Origin of the sequence: Bradyrhizobium canariense, from assembly GCF_019402665.1 — a bacterium.
GTDB classification, from domain to species: domain Bacteria; phylum Pseudomonadota; class Alphaproteobacteria; order Rhizobiales; family Xanthobacteraceae; genus Bradyrhizobium; species Bradyrhizobium canariense.
Window position 1 is genome coordinate 1 of record NZ_VSST01000014.1, and the last position, 15,989, is coordinate 15,989.

The following is a 15,989-nucleotide window of genomic DNA, read 5'->3' on the forward strand; positions in this document are numbered from 1 at the left end:
AAGCCGCCGGCTTCCGGCCTCAATGAGCCGCAGAGCCGACTGCTACGACAATGCCCCTGATGGAAAGCTTCTTCCACACCCTCAAGACCGAACTGATCCATCACCGTCAATATGAGACCCGCAATGAAGCCGAGCGCGACATCTTCGCTTACGTCGAAGGCTTCTACAATCAGACCCGAAGACACTCGGCCATCGGCTATATCAGCCCGGTCGAGATGGAGCTAAAATCGGCTTGATCCATGTCCACTTTTTTGGGGGAAGATCAAGTCTGGATTGCTTCGCTACGCTCGCAATGACGGAGGAGATGGGCCCCCTACGCCACGCCCGCCCGCAGCAAATCGTGCAGGTGCACGATGCCCACCACCTTGTCAGCCTCGGTCACCACCAGCGTCGTGATCTTGCGGGTGTTGAGCACCTCGATCATCTCGGTGGCCAGCATCGAGGGCGGTACGGTTTTCGGCTGCCTGGTCATGATGTCGTCGACCGACGCCGTCAGCAGGTCCGGGCGCATGTGGCGGCGCAGGTCGCCGTCGGTGATGATGCCGACGGCCTCGGCCGCATCGTTGATGATGCAGACGCAGCCGAGGCCCTTGGCCGACATCTCCATCACCGCGTCCGACATTTTCGTGCCGAGCGGCTTGACCGGGATCTCCGCGCCGGTGCGCATGTAGTCGCGGACGAACTTCAGCATCGCCCCTAACTTGCCGCCGGGGTGGAAATGCGCGAACTCCAGCGCGGTGAAGCCGCGGCCTTCGAGCAGGGCGATCGCGAGCGCATCGCCGATCGCGGCCTGCATCAGGGTCGAGGTGGTCGGCGCCAGATTGTGCGGGCAGGCCTCGCGCGCCTTCGGCAGCTCGATCACGATGTCGGCCGCTTGTCCGAGCGAGGACGCCGCGTTCGACGTCACCGCGATCATGGGGATCGCGAACCGCGCGGAATAGTTCACCAGCGTCTTCATCTCCGGCTGCTCGCCGGACCAGGACAGCGCCATGATGACGTCGTCGGTGGTGATCATGCCGAGGTCGCCATGGGCGGCTTCGGCGGTGTGCACGAAGAAGGCGGGCGTGCCGGTCGAGGCCAGCGTTGCCGCGATCTTGCGGCCCATATGGCCCGACTTGCCGAGTCCGGTGACGATGACGCGGCCCTTCGCGTTGCGGATCAGATCGACCGCCTGGGCGAAGCTCGCGCCAAGCGGGCCGCGCAGGGCGGCGGCGAGCGCGTTGATACCGCCGCTCTCCGTTTCCAGCGTGCGGAGTGCGGATTCGACGCTGTCGGGAATGGGGCCGGATGATTGGGTCATCAGCGGTTTCGAACTCGGCATGTTCTGGTCCAGGGAGGAGGGGCGTTCGTCCGTTGGCGCCTGCTTAGCACGCCACGGCCTTCGAGGCGACGAGGGCGCCCCAACCCTCAACCGGTCGTTAACCATAATTGTTTTAACTCCATTAACGATAGTTCCCGCCGATCGGCTGGGATGATCGCGAAAGTGTTTGATTTCGTTGGAGTTCTTCCATCGTGGGGTCGTCTCCAGGCACGAGCCGGAGCAAGCGCGCGCATTTTCTGCGCGCGGCTTTGCCGTGCTTTGCGCTGACGGTCCTCGGAAGCGCCCCCGGGGCGGCCCAGAGCCTCACCCCCGATCTGTTCAGTCCTAACCGCGGTGGCTTCGCATCGCCCGACACGCTGCCGACGCGCCGGACCGCGGGCGTGCCGCAGGCACCGTCGGATGCACTGCCGACGCTGCCAGATCCCAATGCCGATTTGCGCAAGCGCCAGCAGGCGCCGGCGCGCCCGGGCCAGAAACCGAACAGCCAAAACCCGACCAACCCAAACCCGACCAACCAGGTCCCGATCTACGGCCTGCCTGCCGCCAATGGCGCCAGCGCCTCCGGCTACGATTCGCTCAACCGCAAGCGACAGCAGCCGAAGCTCTATCCCGGACAGCCGAAGCCGAAGCGCCCGGTCGGCCCCGGCTCGCCGGTGCCGCCGGCAACGCCGGAGCGAACGCTCGGCCCGCCGCGCATCGCGCCGCCGCCCTCCGAGACCGCGCACAAGACACCGGTGCCGCCGGCGCTGGCCGGCAACGTGCCCGGCCAGCCGCTGCGCCGCCGCCTCAAGCTCGACGAGGATGCGTTCGGCGCGGTCGGCGACTATGCCGGCAGCTTCCTGATCAAGGGCGGGCTCGAGCTCTCCACAGGCTACGACACCAACCCGGCGCGCTTGAACAAGCCGGTCGGCTCGCCGGCCTATGTCGTCGCGCCCGACCTGCTCGTGGCGTCCGATTGGGAGCGCCACGCGCTGGTCGCGGATCTGCGCGGCTCGTTCTCGGGCTACACCAACAACATGCCGGCGACGATCGACGGCTTTGCCTCGCCCTCGCCGGTCGAGGTCGACCGCCCCGATTTCACCGGCCATGTCGACGGCCGCATCGACGTCAATCGCGATCTCAAGCTGACCTCGCAGCTGCGCCTGCGGCTCGCCACCGATAATCCCGGCAGCCCGAACGTGCAGGCCGGCCTGCAGAAATTTCCTGTTTATGCCACCTATGGCACGACCGTCGGCTTCGACCAGACCTTCAACCGCTTCCAGGTCGCGGCTGGCGCGACCGTCGATCGCACCGCCTACACCAACTCGAAACTCACCGACGGCTCGACCTTCAGCAACGATGACCGCGACTTCAACCAGTATGGCGGCGTGGGGCGCTTCTCCTACGAATTGAAGCCGGGCTTGAAGCCGTTCGTCGAGATCCAGGGCGACACCCGCGTGCACGACCAAGCCGCCGACCGCAACGGCTTCTTCCGCGATTCAAACGGCGGCTACGCCAAGGTCGGCACGTCCTTCGAGTTCTCGCGCATCCTGACCGGCGAGGTCTCGGTCGGCTATTCCGCACGCAACTATGTCGATCCGCGCCTGAGCCAGCTCTCCGGCTTCCTGACCTCGGGCTCGCTGATCTGGAACGCAAGCGGCCTCACCACGGTGAAATTCGCCACCGACACGCAGATCGCCGAGACCACTATCCCCGGCTCCTCCGGCGTGCTGGTGCATACCTACGCCGCCGAGGTCGATCACGATTTCCGCCGCTGGCTCACGGCAGTCGGCAAATTCACCTACGGCACCTACGACTACCAGGGCCAGAATCGCAACGACAAGACCTACTCGTTCGAAAGCAACCTGATCTACAAGCTCAACCGCAACATCTGGATCAAGGGCACGCTGCGCCACGACATCCTGGATTCGAACCAGGCGGGGTCAAGCTCGCAGGGCACGGTGGCGATGGTCGGGGTGAGGCTGCAGAATTAGCGCGTGTGGCCGTTGCCATTGGCGATACCAAGCCCGAGGTGTCGTCCTGGCGAAAGCCAGGACCCATTACCCCAGGGAGTAGTTTGGCGAAGACTCGTCGTTTGGTACTGCGACCGGCCAACGATCGAGGGATCACGCGGTATGGGTCCTGGCTTTCGCCAGGACGACAGCGGATTTATTGCCTGACTCCGAGCTTGCGCGGCTCGCGCAAAGTTCAGCGCGGCAGATCCGTCTTCCCCATCAGGAACGTATCGATCGACCTGGCGCACAGCCGGCCCTCGCGGATGGCCCAGACCACCAGCGATTGGCCGCGGCGCATGTCGCCGGCGGTGAACACGTTCGGGCGTGAGGTCTGGTAGTCGAGCGTGTTGGCCTTGACGTTGCCGCGCGGGTCGAGCTCGACCGACAGCAGCTTCAAAAGGCCCTCGTGCACGGGATGGACGAAGCCCATCGCGAGCAGGACGAGGTCGGCGTCGAGCTCGAACTCGGTGCCGGCGATCGGCTTGAACTTGTCGTCGACGCGCACGCAATGCAGCTTCTTGACCTTGCCGTTATCGCCCGAAAACTTCTGCGTCAGCACGGCGAATTCGCGGACCGCGCCTTCGGCCTGGCTCGAGGACGTCCGCATCTTCAGCGGCCAGTTCGGCCACGTCAGGCCCTTGTTCTCGTGCTCGGGCGGAGCGGGCATGATCTCGAGCTGGGTCACGGAGAGCGCGCCCTGGCGCAGCGAGGTGCCGATGCAGTCGGATCCGGTGTCGCCGCCGCCGATGACAACGACATGCTTGCCGCCGGCCAGAATCTCCTGGACGCCGTTCAACGGTTCATTGGACACGCGGCGGTTCTGCTGCGGCAGGAAATCCATCGCGTAGTGGATGCCGGCGAGGTCGCGGCCGGGGATCGGCAGGTCGCGCGGGGCTTCGGCGCCGCCGGTCAGCGCGACGGCGTCGTACTCGTTGAGCATCTCGCGCGGATCGACATTGCCGTCGACGCCGACATGGCTGTTGTAGTGGAAGGTGACGCCTTCGCCTTCCATCTGCGCGACGCGGCGGTCGATGACGTTCTTTTCCATCTTGAAGTCGGGGATGCCGTAGCGCAGCAGGCCGCCGGCCTTGGCGAACTTCTCGAACAGATGCACGTCGTGGCCGGCGCGTGCGAGCTGCTGCGCGCAGGCCATGCCGGCCGGACCCGAGCCGATCACCGCGACCTTCTTGCCGGTCTTGTGGGCGGCGACCTCGGGCTTCAGCCAGCCATTGTCCCAGGCGCGGTCGACGATCGCGCATTCGATGGTCTTGATGGTGACGGGGTTGTCGTCGATGTTGAGCGTGCAGGAGGCTTCGCACGGCGCCGGACAGATGCGCCCCGTGAACTCCGGGAAATTGTTGGTCGAGTGCAGATTGCGCGAGGCCTCTTCCCAGTTGCCCTGGTAGACGAGGTCGTTCCAGTCCGGGATCTGGTTGTTGACCGGGCAGCCCGGTGTACCGGGCGAGACCGAGCCGGTGCCGTGGCAATAGGGAATGCCGCAGTTCATGCAGCGCGCGGCCTGGTCGCGCGTTTCCTTTTCGGAGAGGGGAACGACGAACTCGTGGAAATGCTTCACGCGCTCGGCGACCGGGGTGTACTTGCGGTCATGCCGTTCGATTTCGAGAAAACCCGTGATCTTGCCCATTAAACCCGAAGTCCCTGCCGCTTAAATTCGTTTGCTTTCTCTCCCCTCATCCTGAGGAGCGGCGCGCTTGGCGCCGCGTCTCGAAGGATGAAGGCCCCCGCTGTGGTTTCATGGTTCGAGACGCGCTTCGCGCTCCTCACCATGAGGCTTTTCTTAGCTAAGCCCCGATCGCGATTTTCGGCTCGGCGTCCGCGTTGGCGGCCATCTCGCGCAGCGCGCGCCGGTATTCGACCGGCATCACCTTGCGGAATTTGGGCAGCCAGTCCTTCCAGTTGGCCAGGATGTCGGCAGCGCGCCTGGAGCCGGTCGCCTTGGCATGGCGGGTGATCAGGACATGCAGCCGCTCGACGTCGGAGGCGAGCAGGTCCTTGAACACGTCGACCCGGCCGTGCGCCTCGAGGTCACCGGAGTGGTGATAGGTGCCGGCGTTGATCAGCTCTTCCGACAGCACCGGCTCGAGCTCGACCATCGCCATGTTGCACAGCCTGTCGAAGTCGCCGGTCTCGTCCAGCACATAGGCGATGCCGCCGGACATGCCGGCCGCGAAGTTGCGCCCGGTCTTGCCGAGCACGACCACGATGCCGCCGGTCATGTATTCGCAGCAATGGTCGCCCGCGCCCTCGACCACCGCCACGGCGCCGGAATTGCGCACGGCAAAGCGCTCGCCGGCGATGCCGCGGAAGTAGCACTCGCCTTGAATGGCGCCGTACATCACGGTGTTGCCGACGATGATGCTCTCTTCCGGCACGATGCCGCTGTTGGCCGGCGGCTTGACGATGATCTTGCCGCCCGAGAGGCCCTTGCCGACATAGTCGTTGGCCTCGCCTTCGAGCTCGAAGGTGACGCCTTGCGCCAGCCAGGCGCCGAAGGCCTGGCCGGCGGTGCCCTTGAGGCTGACATGGATGGTCTCATGCGGCAGGCCGGCATGGCCGTAGATCTTGGCGACCGCACCCGACAGCATCGCGCCCGCGGAGCGGTTGGTACTGTTGATCTTGGCCTCGATCTTCACCGGCGCACCGCGGTCGAGCGCAGGCGTCGCCTGCTCGATCAGCGTGCGGTCGAGCACCGCTTCCAGATGATGGTTCTGGCGCTCGGAGTGATAGATCTTCTGGCCCTTCTCTTCCTTCTGCTTGACGAACAGCTTGGAGAAGTCGAGGCCCTTGGCCTTCCAGTGCGCGACCAGCTTGGTCTGGTCGAGCAGCTGCACCTGGCCGATCATCTCGTTGAAGCTGCGGAAGCCGAGCGAGGCCATGATCTCGCGGACCTCCTCGGCGACGAAGAAGAAGTAGTTGATCACATGCTCGGGCTGGCCGGTGAAGCGCTTGCGCAGGACCGGGTCCTGGGTGGCGACGCCGACTGGGCAGGTGTTGAGGTGGCACTTGCGCATCATGATGCAGCCGGCCGCGATCAAGGGCGCGGTGGCGAAGCCGAACTCGTCGGCACCGAGCAGCGCGCCGATCACGACGTCGCGGCCGGTGCGGAAACCGCCGTCGACCTGGACCACGATGCGGCTGCGCAGCCGCTCGCGCACCAGCGTCTGGTGGGTTTCGGCGAGGCCGATCTCCCACGGTGATCCCGCGTGCTTGATCGAGGTGAGCGGCGAAGCGCCGGTGCCGCCCTCGAAGCCCGCGATGGTGACATGGTCGGCGCGCGCCTTGGCCACGCCTGCGGCCACCGTGCCGACGCCGATCTCCGAGACGAGCTTGACCGAGACCGCGCCGTCGGGATTGACGTTCTTGAGGTCGTAGATGAGCTGCGCCAGATCCTCGATCGAGTAGATGTCGTGGTGCGGCGGCGGCGAGATCAGGCCGACGCCCGGCGTCGAATGCCGGACCTTTGCGATGGTCGCATCGACCTTGTGGCCGGGCAGCTGGCCGCCTTCGCCGGGCTTGGCACCCTGCGCCATCTTGATCTGCATCATGTCGGAGTTGACGAGATACTCCGTGGTGACGCCGAAGCGGCCCGAGGCGACCTGCTTGATCGCCGAGCGCATGGAATCGCCGTTCGGCAGCGGCTTGAAGCGGTCGGCTTCCTCGCCGCCCTCGCCGGTGTTCGACTTGCCGCCGATCCGGTTCATGGCGATCGCGAGCGTGGTGTGCGCCTCGCGCGAGATCGAGCCGAACGACATGGCCCCCGTGGCGAAACGCTTGACGATGTCCTTGGCCGGCTCGACCTGGTCGAGGGCGACAGGCTTGCGCTTCTCTTCGTCCGCGTTCTTGATCCGGAACAGGCCGCGCAGCGTCAGGAGACGCTCCGACTGCTCGTTGAGGATCTTCGCGAAGGCGCGGTAGCGTTCCAGCGAATTGCCGCGCGCGGCGTGCTGCAGCAGCCCCACCGACTCGGCGGTCCATGCATGGTCCTCGCCGCGGCTGCGATAGGCATATTCGCCGCCGACATCGAGCGAGGTCTTGTACACGAGCGCATCGCCGAACGCGTCGGCATGACGGCGCACCGCCTCTTCGGCAATCTCGCCAAGACCGACGCCCTCGACGCGGGTATGCGTGCCGGCGAAGAATTTTCCGACGAATTCCGCCTTCAGGCCGATGGCGTCGAAGATCTGCGCGCCGCAATAGGATTGGTAGGTCGAGATGCCCATCTTGGACATCACCTTGAGCAGGCCCTTGCCGATCGACTTGATGTAGCGCTTGACGATCTCGTAGTCGTCGAGCGAGCCGGGCAGGCGGTCCTTCATCGCGATGATGGTCTCGAACGCCAGATACGGATTGATCGCTTCCGCGCCGTAGCCGGCCAGACAGGCGAAGTGATGCACTTCGCGCGGTTCGCCGGATTCGACGACGAGGCCGACCGAGGTGCGCAACCCGGTGCGGATCAGATGATGATGCACGGCGGCGCAGGCCAGCAGCGACGGGATCGGAACCCGGTCGGTGCCGACCATGCGGTCGGACAGGATGATGATATTGACGCCCTCGCGCACCGCGCTCTCGGCGCGCGCGCAGAGCTCGTCCAGCACCTGGTCCATGCCGGCCGCGCCGAGGCCGGCGTGGAAGGTGGTGTCCAGCGTGCGCGACTTGAAGTGCGACTCCGCGACCTCGGAGATCGAGCGGATCTTTTCGAGGTCCGCGTCGGTCAGGATCGGCTGGCGTGCTTCGAGGCGCTTGGTGGTGGCAAGGCCTTGCAGGTCGAACAGGTTCGGCCGCGGTCCGATGATGGAGACGAGGCTCATCACCAGCTCCTCGCGGATCGGGTCGATCGGCGGGTTGGTGACCTGCGCAAAGTTCTGCTTGAAATAGGTGAACAGCGGCTTGGCCTTGGCCGACAGCGCCGAGATCGGCGTGTCGTTGCCCATCGAGCCTGCGGCTTCCTCGCCGGTGGAGGCCATCGGCGTCATCAGGATGGTGATGTCTTCCTGGCTGTAGCCGAACGCCTGCTGGCGATCGAGCAGCGACAGGTTGGAGCGCACGCCGGTGGTCGGCACCTTCGGCAGCTCTTCCAGCACGATCTGGGTTCGCTCCAGCCACTCGGTGTAGGGATGGCTCCTGGCGAGCTCGGCCTTGATCTCGTCGTCGGGGATCAGGCGGCCCTGCTCGAGGTCGACCAGCAGCATCTTGCCGGGCTGCAGGCGCCACTTGGTGATGATCTGGTCCTCGGGAATCGTCAGCACGCCCATCTCGGACGCCATCACGATGCGGTCGTCCTTGGTGACGAGATAGCGCGCGGGCCGAAGGCCGTTGCGGTCGAGCGTGGCGCCGATCTGGCGGCCGTCGGTGAAGGCGATCGCGGCGGGGCCGTCCCAGGGCTCCATCAGGGCTGCATGATATTCGTAGAAGGCGCGGCGCTTCTCATCCATCAAGGGATTGCCGGCCCACGCCTCCGGAATCATCATCATGACGGCGTGCGGCAGCGAGTAGCCGCCCTGCACCAGGAATTCGAGCGCGTTATCGAAGCAGGCGGTGTCCGACTGGCCTTCGTAGGAGATCGGCCAGAGCCGGTTGATGTCCTTGCCGTACAACTCGGAGCTCACCGAGGCCTGGCGCGCCGCCATCCAGTTGGTGTTGCCGCGCAGCGTGTTGATCTCGCCGTTATGCGCGATCATGCGGTAGGGATGCGCCAGCGACCACGCCGGGAAGGTATTGGTCGAGAAACGCTGGTGAACGAGCGCCAGCGCGCTCTCGAAATCCTTTTCGTGCAGATCGGGATAGTACTTGCCGAGCTGATCGGCGAGGAACATGCCCTTGTAGATCACGGTGCGGCACGACATCGAGCAAGGATAATAGCCGGCGAGGCCGCGGTCGCGGCGCTGATAGATCGCTTGCGAAATCGACTTGCGCAGGATGTAGAGCCGGCGCTCGAAATCGTCCTCGGTCTTGGCGGTGCCGTTGCGGCCGATGAACACCTGCATGCAGGCGGGCTCGGTCGGCTTCACGGTGACGCCGAGCGAGGAATTGTCGGTCGGCACGTCGCGCCAACCGAGCAGCGTCAGGCCCTCTTCCTTGATCTGGTCGGCGATGATGCTCTTGATGACGTTGCGCCAAGCGGTGTCGCGCGGCATGAACAGCGCGCCGATGGCGTATTCGCCGGGATTGGGCAGCGCGAAGCCGAGTTCCTTCGCCTTGCGGCTGAAGAAAGCATGCGGGATCTGCACCAGAATGCCGGCGCCGTCACCGGCGCGCGGGTCGGCGCCGACGGCGCCGCGGTGCTCGAGGTTGCACAGGATGCTGAGCGCGTCCGCGACGATCTCGTGCGACTTCTTGCCCCTGATGTTGGCGATGAAGCCGACGCCGCAGGAATCCTTTTCCAGGCTCGGATCGTACAAGCCTACGGCCGGCGGGCGTGAATTGTGTTCCTGAATCGGATCAGTCGTTTTCGAGGCGACCGTCGCCGACAGTTGCTCTGCCACGATGTTTCCGCGCTCGACTTGCGACCCGTTCATGTCCTCGTCCTCTCCATGCGGCAAGCTGCCTCACCGCCATCTTCGGCGCACCTTGGGCGTCCCGCGGCACCCGCTTCTGGGTCACCGCTCGTCCGCTCGCGAGCCGCATTTTCTTAAATTCAGGCCAAGGCGTTCTTCGTCCCCGAGAACGGCTTTGCCTGTTGCCTTCTTGGCGCTCGAAAGCACCGACTTTCGTTGCAATCCCTATGCCGGAACCGCAAGCAAAATTGAGACAGTCTTCCTGTCCTAACCGCCACCTTGCCAAACTTTTGTCTATCACACAAGCGCGCGCAAGTCCCGATTCCCCATAGATCAATCGATCCCTTTCCAAAAGTTGCGCGGCCCCGCTTTTGAAGCAAACGCGCCCTGATCCGGCCCCGCCGACGCCGGAATCCCCAATGAAGCTTCTGATCAACCGTTCGGAAGCCGCGCCACGCCGCAAGAAGCGAAAGAGTGCGATCCATCCGGGGGCCTGACAGGAGCGTCTCGATCATGAAGTTTTTCACAGGATGGATGGCTGCCGCCGCGCTGGCGCTGGCCGCGACCGCCGCACAAGCGCAAGTTCCAGCGCGAGGGGCGATGATCGCGGTCTCGGATTTCGACGGGCCCTATGCGCCGCCGGAGGCCGCGCCGCCCCCGCCGCCGCGCTATGGCTACGAAGAACGCGGGCCGGCCCCGGTGCTGCTGCCATCGACCGAGGTCTACGCGGTGCTGCGCGAAAACGGCTTTTCTCCGCTGGGCATCCCGCGCCTGCGCGGCAGCGTCTACACCATCGCGGTGATTGACCGCCGGGGCGAGGACGGCCGGCTGGTGATCGATGCCCGCGACGGAAGGATTTTGCGCTTCATGCCGGCTGCCGACGCCTACGGTATGGCGCCGGGCTACGAGCAGCCTGCGGTTGCGCCTTACCGCCCGCAAAGCGCGCTACCGCCGCCAACCATGATCCGCAATGGTCCGCCACGCCCACCGGCCCCGATCCCACATGTCGCCAGCCGCTCCGTCCCGCTCCCGAAGGCGGCTCCGCCACGCGAGGCGCCGGTCGCCGCCAAGCCAGCCGAACCCGCGGCGGCGCAGGCAGCGCAGGCTCAACCTACCACGCAGACCGTGGCGGCCGTGCCGGCAAAGCCCGCTGAGGTCCCACCGCAAGCCGCCGCGCCGACCGTAGGTCAGGCCAAGCCTGCCGCGACGATCCTGCCGACACAGGAGATGCCGGCGGCACAAGGGCTGGACTAAGCGTGGCGTTTGATGCGATGGCCCGCATCACACCAACGGTGTCGTCCTGGCGAAGGCCAGGACCCATACCGCGAGGTCCCTCGGTTATTCGTGGTAGGAGTACCGAACGGCAAGTCTTCGCCACATTACTCCCTGTGGTTATGGGTCCGGCCTTCGCCGGGACGACATAAAAAAACGCCCCGGGGCACCGGGGCGTTTTCGCAACTTGGAAGTGGCCGACGTGATTTACGCGGCTACCGAGTTCTCGATCACCTGTGCGCCTTGCGCACCGGTGTTGATCGCGATCTGGCGGGGCTTCTTCGCTTCGGGAATCTCACGGACGAGGTCGACGTGAAGCAGCCCGTTCTCGAGCGAGGCGTTCTTCACTTGCACGAAGTCGGCAAGCTGGAAGGCGCGCTCGAAGGCACGCGCGGCGATTCCGCGGTACAGCACTTCGGCCTTCGAGTTCTCGTTGGCGACTTTCTCGCCCTTGATCGTCAGCGTGTTTTCCTTCGCGACGATGGAGAGCTCATCCTTGGCAAAGCCCGAAACCGCAACGGTGATGCGGTAGTCGTTCTCGCCGGTGCGCTCGATATTGTAGGGGGGATAACCGGGGCTGCCGTCCGAACCGGCCTGGTCAAGCAGGTTGAAGAGGCGGTCGAAGCCGACGGTGGAACGGTAGAAGGGGGTCAGGTCGTAGGTACGCATGGTCAAGTCCTCCATTGAGCGACTGTTGGTAACCCGCCCGCCAATCGGGCCGGGCTTTCGTCTGTGTGCAGCCTGATGTTCCGGTTCCGAAACACTGGTAGCGGCCTGCATCAAGGTGATATGGGTTGAGGAGAACGGCGTTCAAGAGGGCGGATACTTAGCCTTTTCGGCGCTCCCGCCCCCTGATTTGCAGCACTTCGTGCCCAAGCCCTCCTCATCATGACGCTGGTCTCGATACCATCCAATCCCGTTCCCGAAGACGTCGTCAGCGGTACCATCAAGACCCCCGATGGCGTCGAGCTGCGCTTTGCGCGCTGGGCGCCGCCGGCGAACCGCAAGGGCACGGTCTGCGTCTTCACCGGGCGCAGCGAGCAGATCGAGAAATATTTCGAGACCGTGCGCGATTTGCGCGACCGCGGCTTTGCGGTGGCGATGATCGACTGGCGCGGGCAGGGCCACTCCTCGCGCCGCCTGCGCGATCCGCGCAAGGGCTATGTCCGCGACTTCGCCGATTTCGAGATCGACGTCGAGACCTTTGTGCAGCAGGTGGTGCTGCCGGATTGCCCGCCGCCCTTCTTCGCGCTCGCCCACTCCATGGGCGGCACCGTGATGCTGCGGGTGGCGCATGCGGGCAAGCGCTGGTTCGACCGCATGGTACTGTCGGCGCCGATGATCGACCTGCCCGGCCGCGCCACCTCGTTTCCGGCGCGGGCTCTGCTGAAGACGATGCGCGTGTTGGGAATGGGCGGCCGCTATGTCCCCGGTGGCAGCGACCAGATCACCGGGCTCAATCCCTTCATCAACAATCCGCTGACCAGCGATCCCGTGCGCTATGCGCGCAATGCGGCGATCCTTGAGGAGGATCCGACCCTCGGGCTCGCGTCACCGACGGTCGCCTGGGCCGATACCGCTTTCCGCGCGATGAACACATTCAGGGGCAAAAACTACCCGTCCGAGATCCGTCAGCCGATCCTGATGCTGGCGGCCTCCAGCGACACCGTGGTCTCGATCGCGGCGATCGAGGAGTTCGCCTATCATTTGCGCGCCGGCTCCCATCTCGTGATCGCCGGCGCCAAGCACGAGATCCTCCAGGAGCAGGACCGCTACCGTTCCCAATTCTGGGCCGCCTTCGACGCCTTCGTGCCGGGCACGCCGCTGTTCAAGTGAGGATTTGAAGTGAATGGCTGCTGCGCGCGAGGTGCGCTCCCTCGCCCCGCTTAGTTCGCAAGACCCTCATGGTGAGGAGCGCGGAACGCGCGTCTCGAACCATGAAGGCCCGGCTCTCGCCCGCGGCCATCCTTCGAGACGCCCGCTTTGCGCGGGCTCCTCAGGATGAGGGCGGCCTGCTTGGGACAGAGCTCGACTACAGCGTCTTGAGATACTCGATCAGATCGTAGCGCTCGTTGTCGTCCTTGAACACGCGGCCGATGACGCCGGGACGTTTTTCCTCGCCCGGTTTGCGCTCGAAGGAATGGCCGAGCACGCTGTTGCCCTGGATCGGATCCTTGTCCGACCCCGCCGAGAACTCGGTTTCACCCGTCTTGCACTTCTCGTTGGCGGTGACCGCAAAGCCGACGGTTACGGGATCATAGTCGCGGCGGCCCATGCAGAATTTTTGCGGGCGCTCGCTCGCAGGCTTCAGCAACCAGTAGAGAGACGGCACCGAACCGTTGTGCAGATAGGGCGCCGTGGCCCAGATGCCGTTCAGCGGCCGTGCCCGATAGCGTGCCCCACCCACCGGATTGAGGCAGTTCTTGCGCGCGAGATTCCACAATTTCGCCCGCTCGGCGTCCGGAGTCTTCTCGTCGTCCATCCATTTGCGGGCGACGAGATCCACCACCGTCATGAGCCCCAGCGCATAAACCATCTCGGTCGGCGAACTCGCGGTCGAGACATCGCATTGCCACCATTTCTGGAGGTCGGCCGTATTCACCTTCAGGAAGCCGGGCAAATCGACGATCCTGTTGCTGAGCACGAGCGACTGTTCGGGATCCGTCTTGATCTCGTCGAGGGGGATCGTCACCGCGTTCAGCACCTTGCTGTCGCCGCTCGGCTCCCAATGTCCCGAAGACCAGAAAGCCGGGGTGTCGATCGCCGGCAAATGGCATCCGGAACACATCTCAGCGTAGATCTTGCGGCCATTGTCGACCTTCTTCTGATCGAGCCTCCAATTGTCGCCGAGGATTTGCGAGGGCCATTTCGGCGCCAGCAGGCCGCCGAACTTCGGACCGGTGGAGGGATCTGCCGTCTTGAACGGATCTGGCCCCCTGAGCATGTCCTCGATCCAGCCGAGCGTGTTGATATGAACGGAGGACCGCCACAGCCTGTCCTCCGGGTAGGCGTCGGACAGGTTGAGCAGCGCCGTCACGCCGAGGGCTTCGCCCGCGTTGCGGATCAGCGGCTGCTCGATCGAGGCGTCGTATTGGGCGAACTTGAACCAGGGCACGGTCCAGATCGGGGGATAGCTGACCGGGGCGTCCTGGGCGTGCAGGTTCTTTTCGAATCCCTTGATCCCGCTCAGCGCGAGATCCTGTGAAAAGACCTGATTGCCGATGCGATTGAGGGCGTCGAGGCGACCAAACCCTTCCTCGGTGTCACTCTGCTGTCTGCCGTTCCAGGTCTTCTTGCCTTCAATCGTCTTTTGCTGAGTTTGCGCCCAGTCGATCAGGAAGTTGCCGATCGCGCTGAGCTTCTGCTTGAGCGCGGCACGGTCAGCCTTGCTGGCATTGGGGCCGAGTACGCGATCGGCGAAGCGCTGGAAGCGGAACGGCACGTAAAGCGTGTAGGCGATGGACAGGCCGGTGGAGAGCTCGAGCTTCTTCAGATCGGTCATGGCCGGACCGCCGTCGAAACGCACGTCCACGCCCTGGTAGTGGATCTGGCCGGTATGGCAGGCCGCGCAGGTCAGTCCGATCTTGTCCTCTTCGCGATGGCCGGTCGCGGGATCGATGACACCGGTCATCCGTGCGAAGCCGACCGGCAGGCCATCGACGTTCTCTGCCGGCGTCCACCTCGTCGACCAATCCGGCACCTGCGTCGTCTCGTAGACATTGGCGTAGCCGAAGCGGCGCAGTGACGTCGCGTCAGTCTGGATCGACTGCGGGCTCGGGATGAACCCGAAGCGCTCGAGATAGGCGCTGTCCGTCATCATGCCCGGCCGCGAGAACAGATGCAGGCGCGGCTGCTCCAGGGCCATGAACCATTCATAAGGCACCGGGAAGGTCGCTGTGCCCTGGCTGGCATGATGAAACCAGTGCCTGTCCTTCAGCGACCAGTTCTGTTCGAGCCAAAAGGCCGCCTTCGTCTCGTGGACCGTGGGCAAGGGCGGCGGCAGGAGATTCACGAGAATTCCCTTTTGCGGCAGCATGGCGCGCACCTGGTCGGGGAATTCGGCGACCGCAACGAGCAAGGCGAGACCGAGGGCGACGAGCAGGGCCGCAACCTTGAGGGCGCCCCGCACCACGCGCTGGCAGGTCGACAGCACCGGCTGCGAGACGAGCCGCTGATTGATGCGAGCAGGGAATTGCCGCTCGTTGAACAGAGTGCGCACGTCGGCCACGCTGAGATAGCGGTCCTCACCCGCGCCCTTGCCCACGATCTTCAGGAGGATCGGCCATTCGAACTTCATCAGCAGGGGGTAGTACCAGCGCGCGGCGCTGCCGGCGCGCTTGAGGTTGTCGCGCATGAAGACGCCGATTTCCGAGGCGTTGAGACCGGGCTCGGAGCCGCCGCCGTTCGGATCCTGGTAGGTCCGGCCGAAGCTCGCAAACCGCGCAAGCTCGTCCTCATCGACCTTGCCGTCGACGCCGAGCACGCGCGAGCCGGCACCGCGCTTGTCGAGAGGGCCGCCACGCAACGCGTCGAGCTGCGCGCCCGAAAATATGCTCTTGAGGACGTGACCAAGACCGTTGGCGATAAGCGCGACGCCGCGGACCTGGATGCGGGCCGAGACCTTCTTCAGCCCGGTCTCGCCGCTTGCATTCGCGATCGTTTGCGACAGCGTGCCGAGCGGGACGGTTCCGCCGTCAACAAACCCTTCGCCGACGAGGCCGCGGAGGAATGGACACGGATTGTTCGGCGAGACCTGGATCGAGGGGGCGAAGGGGGGCTTCGGAGCGGAGTCATGCATGGCCCAAAATCCTGAAAACGGCGAATCGTGAAATACAGACGCGGCGATAGAGCGCGGAAAGTCCTGACAAACCGACAACACGTTATACT

The 15,989-nt window shown here is 64.8% G+C and carries 8 protein-coding genes and 1 pseudogene; 4 read left to right on the forward strand and 5 right to left on the reverse strand.

Annotation, left to right across the window (positions count from 1 at the left end; genetic code table 11):
- Positions 1-236: pseudogene (locus FXB41_RS06425) on the forward strand (IS3 family transposase); the annotation flags it as partial.
- A gap of 77 nt (positions 237-313) precedes the next feature.
- Here FXB41_RS06425 and FXB41_RS06430 read toward each other — a convergent pair.
- Complete coding sequence (locus FXB41_RS06430; RefSeq protein WP_007597143.1) at positions 314-1,321, reverse strand: KpsF/GutQ family sugar-phosphate isomerase; 1,008 nt, start codon at positions 1,319-1,321, stop codon at positions 314-316.
- A 191-nt stretch (positions 1,322-1,512) separates the two neighbouring features.
- On the opposite strand from FXB41_RS06430, the gene FXB41_RS06435 reads away from it, so the two are divergent.
- Positions 1,513-3,294 carry an outer membrane beta-barrel protein gene (locus FXB41_RS06435; RefSeq protein ID WP_219680633.1) on the forward strand — a complete coding sequence of 594 codons (1,782 nt, stop codon included), beginning with the start codon at positions 1,513-1,515 and terminating at the stop codon, positions 3,292-3,294.
- A gap of 214 nt (positions 3,295-3,508) precedes the next feature.
- Here FXB41_RS06435 and FXB41_RS06440 read toward each other — a convergent pair whose 3' ends face one another.
- Together FXB41_RS06440 and gltB are read right to left on the reverse strand one after the other, a co-directional pair.
- A complete protein-coding gene (locus FXB41_RS06440) occupies positions 3,509-4,960 on the reverse strand; it encodes a glutamate synthase subunit beta (RefSeq protein ID WP_219680636.1) in 1,452 nt (483 codons plus the stop codon).
- Positions 4,961-5,117: 157 nt separating this feature from the next.
- Positions 5,118-9,851, reverse strand: a complete 4,734-nt coding sequence (gene gltB / locus FXB41_RS06445) for a glutamate synthase large subunit (protein ID WP_219680639.1) — start codon at positions 9,849-9,851, stop codon at positions 5,118-5,120.
- Positions 9,852-10,343: 492 nt separating this feature from the next.
- On the opposite strand from gltB, the gene FXB41_RS06450 reads away from it, so the two are divergent.
- Positions 10,344-11,084, forward strand: coding sequence for a hypothetical protein (locus FXB41_RS06450; RefSeq protein WP_219680642.1), 741 nt, complete (start codon positions 10,344-10,346; stop codon positions 11,082-11,084).
- 225 nt (positions 11,085-11,309) lie between these two features.
- On the opposite strand, the gene FXB41_RS06455 is transcribed toward FXB41_RS06450, so the two are convergent.
- On the reverse strand, positions 11,310-11,771 hold the full coding sequence (locus FXB41_RS06455) for an Hsp20 family protein (protein WP_007597127.1): 462 nt from the start codon (positions 11,769-11,771) through the stop codon (positions 11,310-11,312).
- A 219-nt stretch (positions 11,772-11,990) separates the two neighbouring features.
- On the opposite strand from FXB41_RS06455, the gene FXB41_RS06460 reads away from it, so the two are divergent.
- Entirely contained in the window at positions 11,991-12,938 is a 948-nt protein-coding gene (locus FXB41_RS06460; protein WP_007597126.1) for an alpha/beta fold hydrolase, read from the forward strand.
- 196 nt (positions 12,939-13,134) lie between these two features.
- Here the strand turns inward: FXB41_RS06460 and FXB41_RS06465 are convergent, their stop codons facing one another.
- Positions 13,135-15,900 (reverse strand): di-heme-cytochrome C peroxidase, encoded by a 2,766-nt coding sequence (locus FXB41_RS06465; RefSeq protein ID WP_219680646.1) that lies wholly within the window; start codon positions 15,898-15,900, stop codon positions 13,135-13,137.
- Positions 15,901-15,989: the final 89 nt, after the last annotated feature.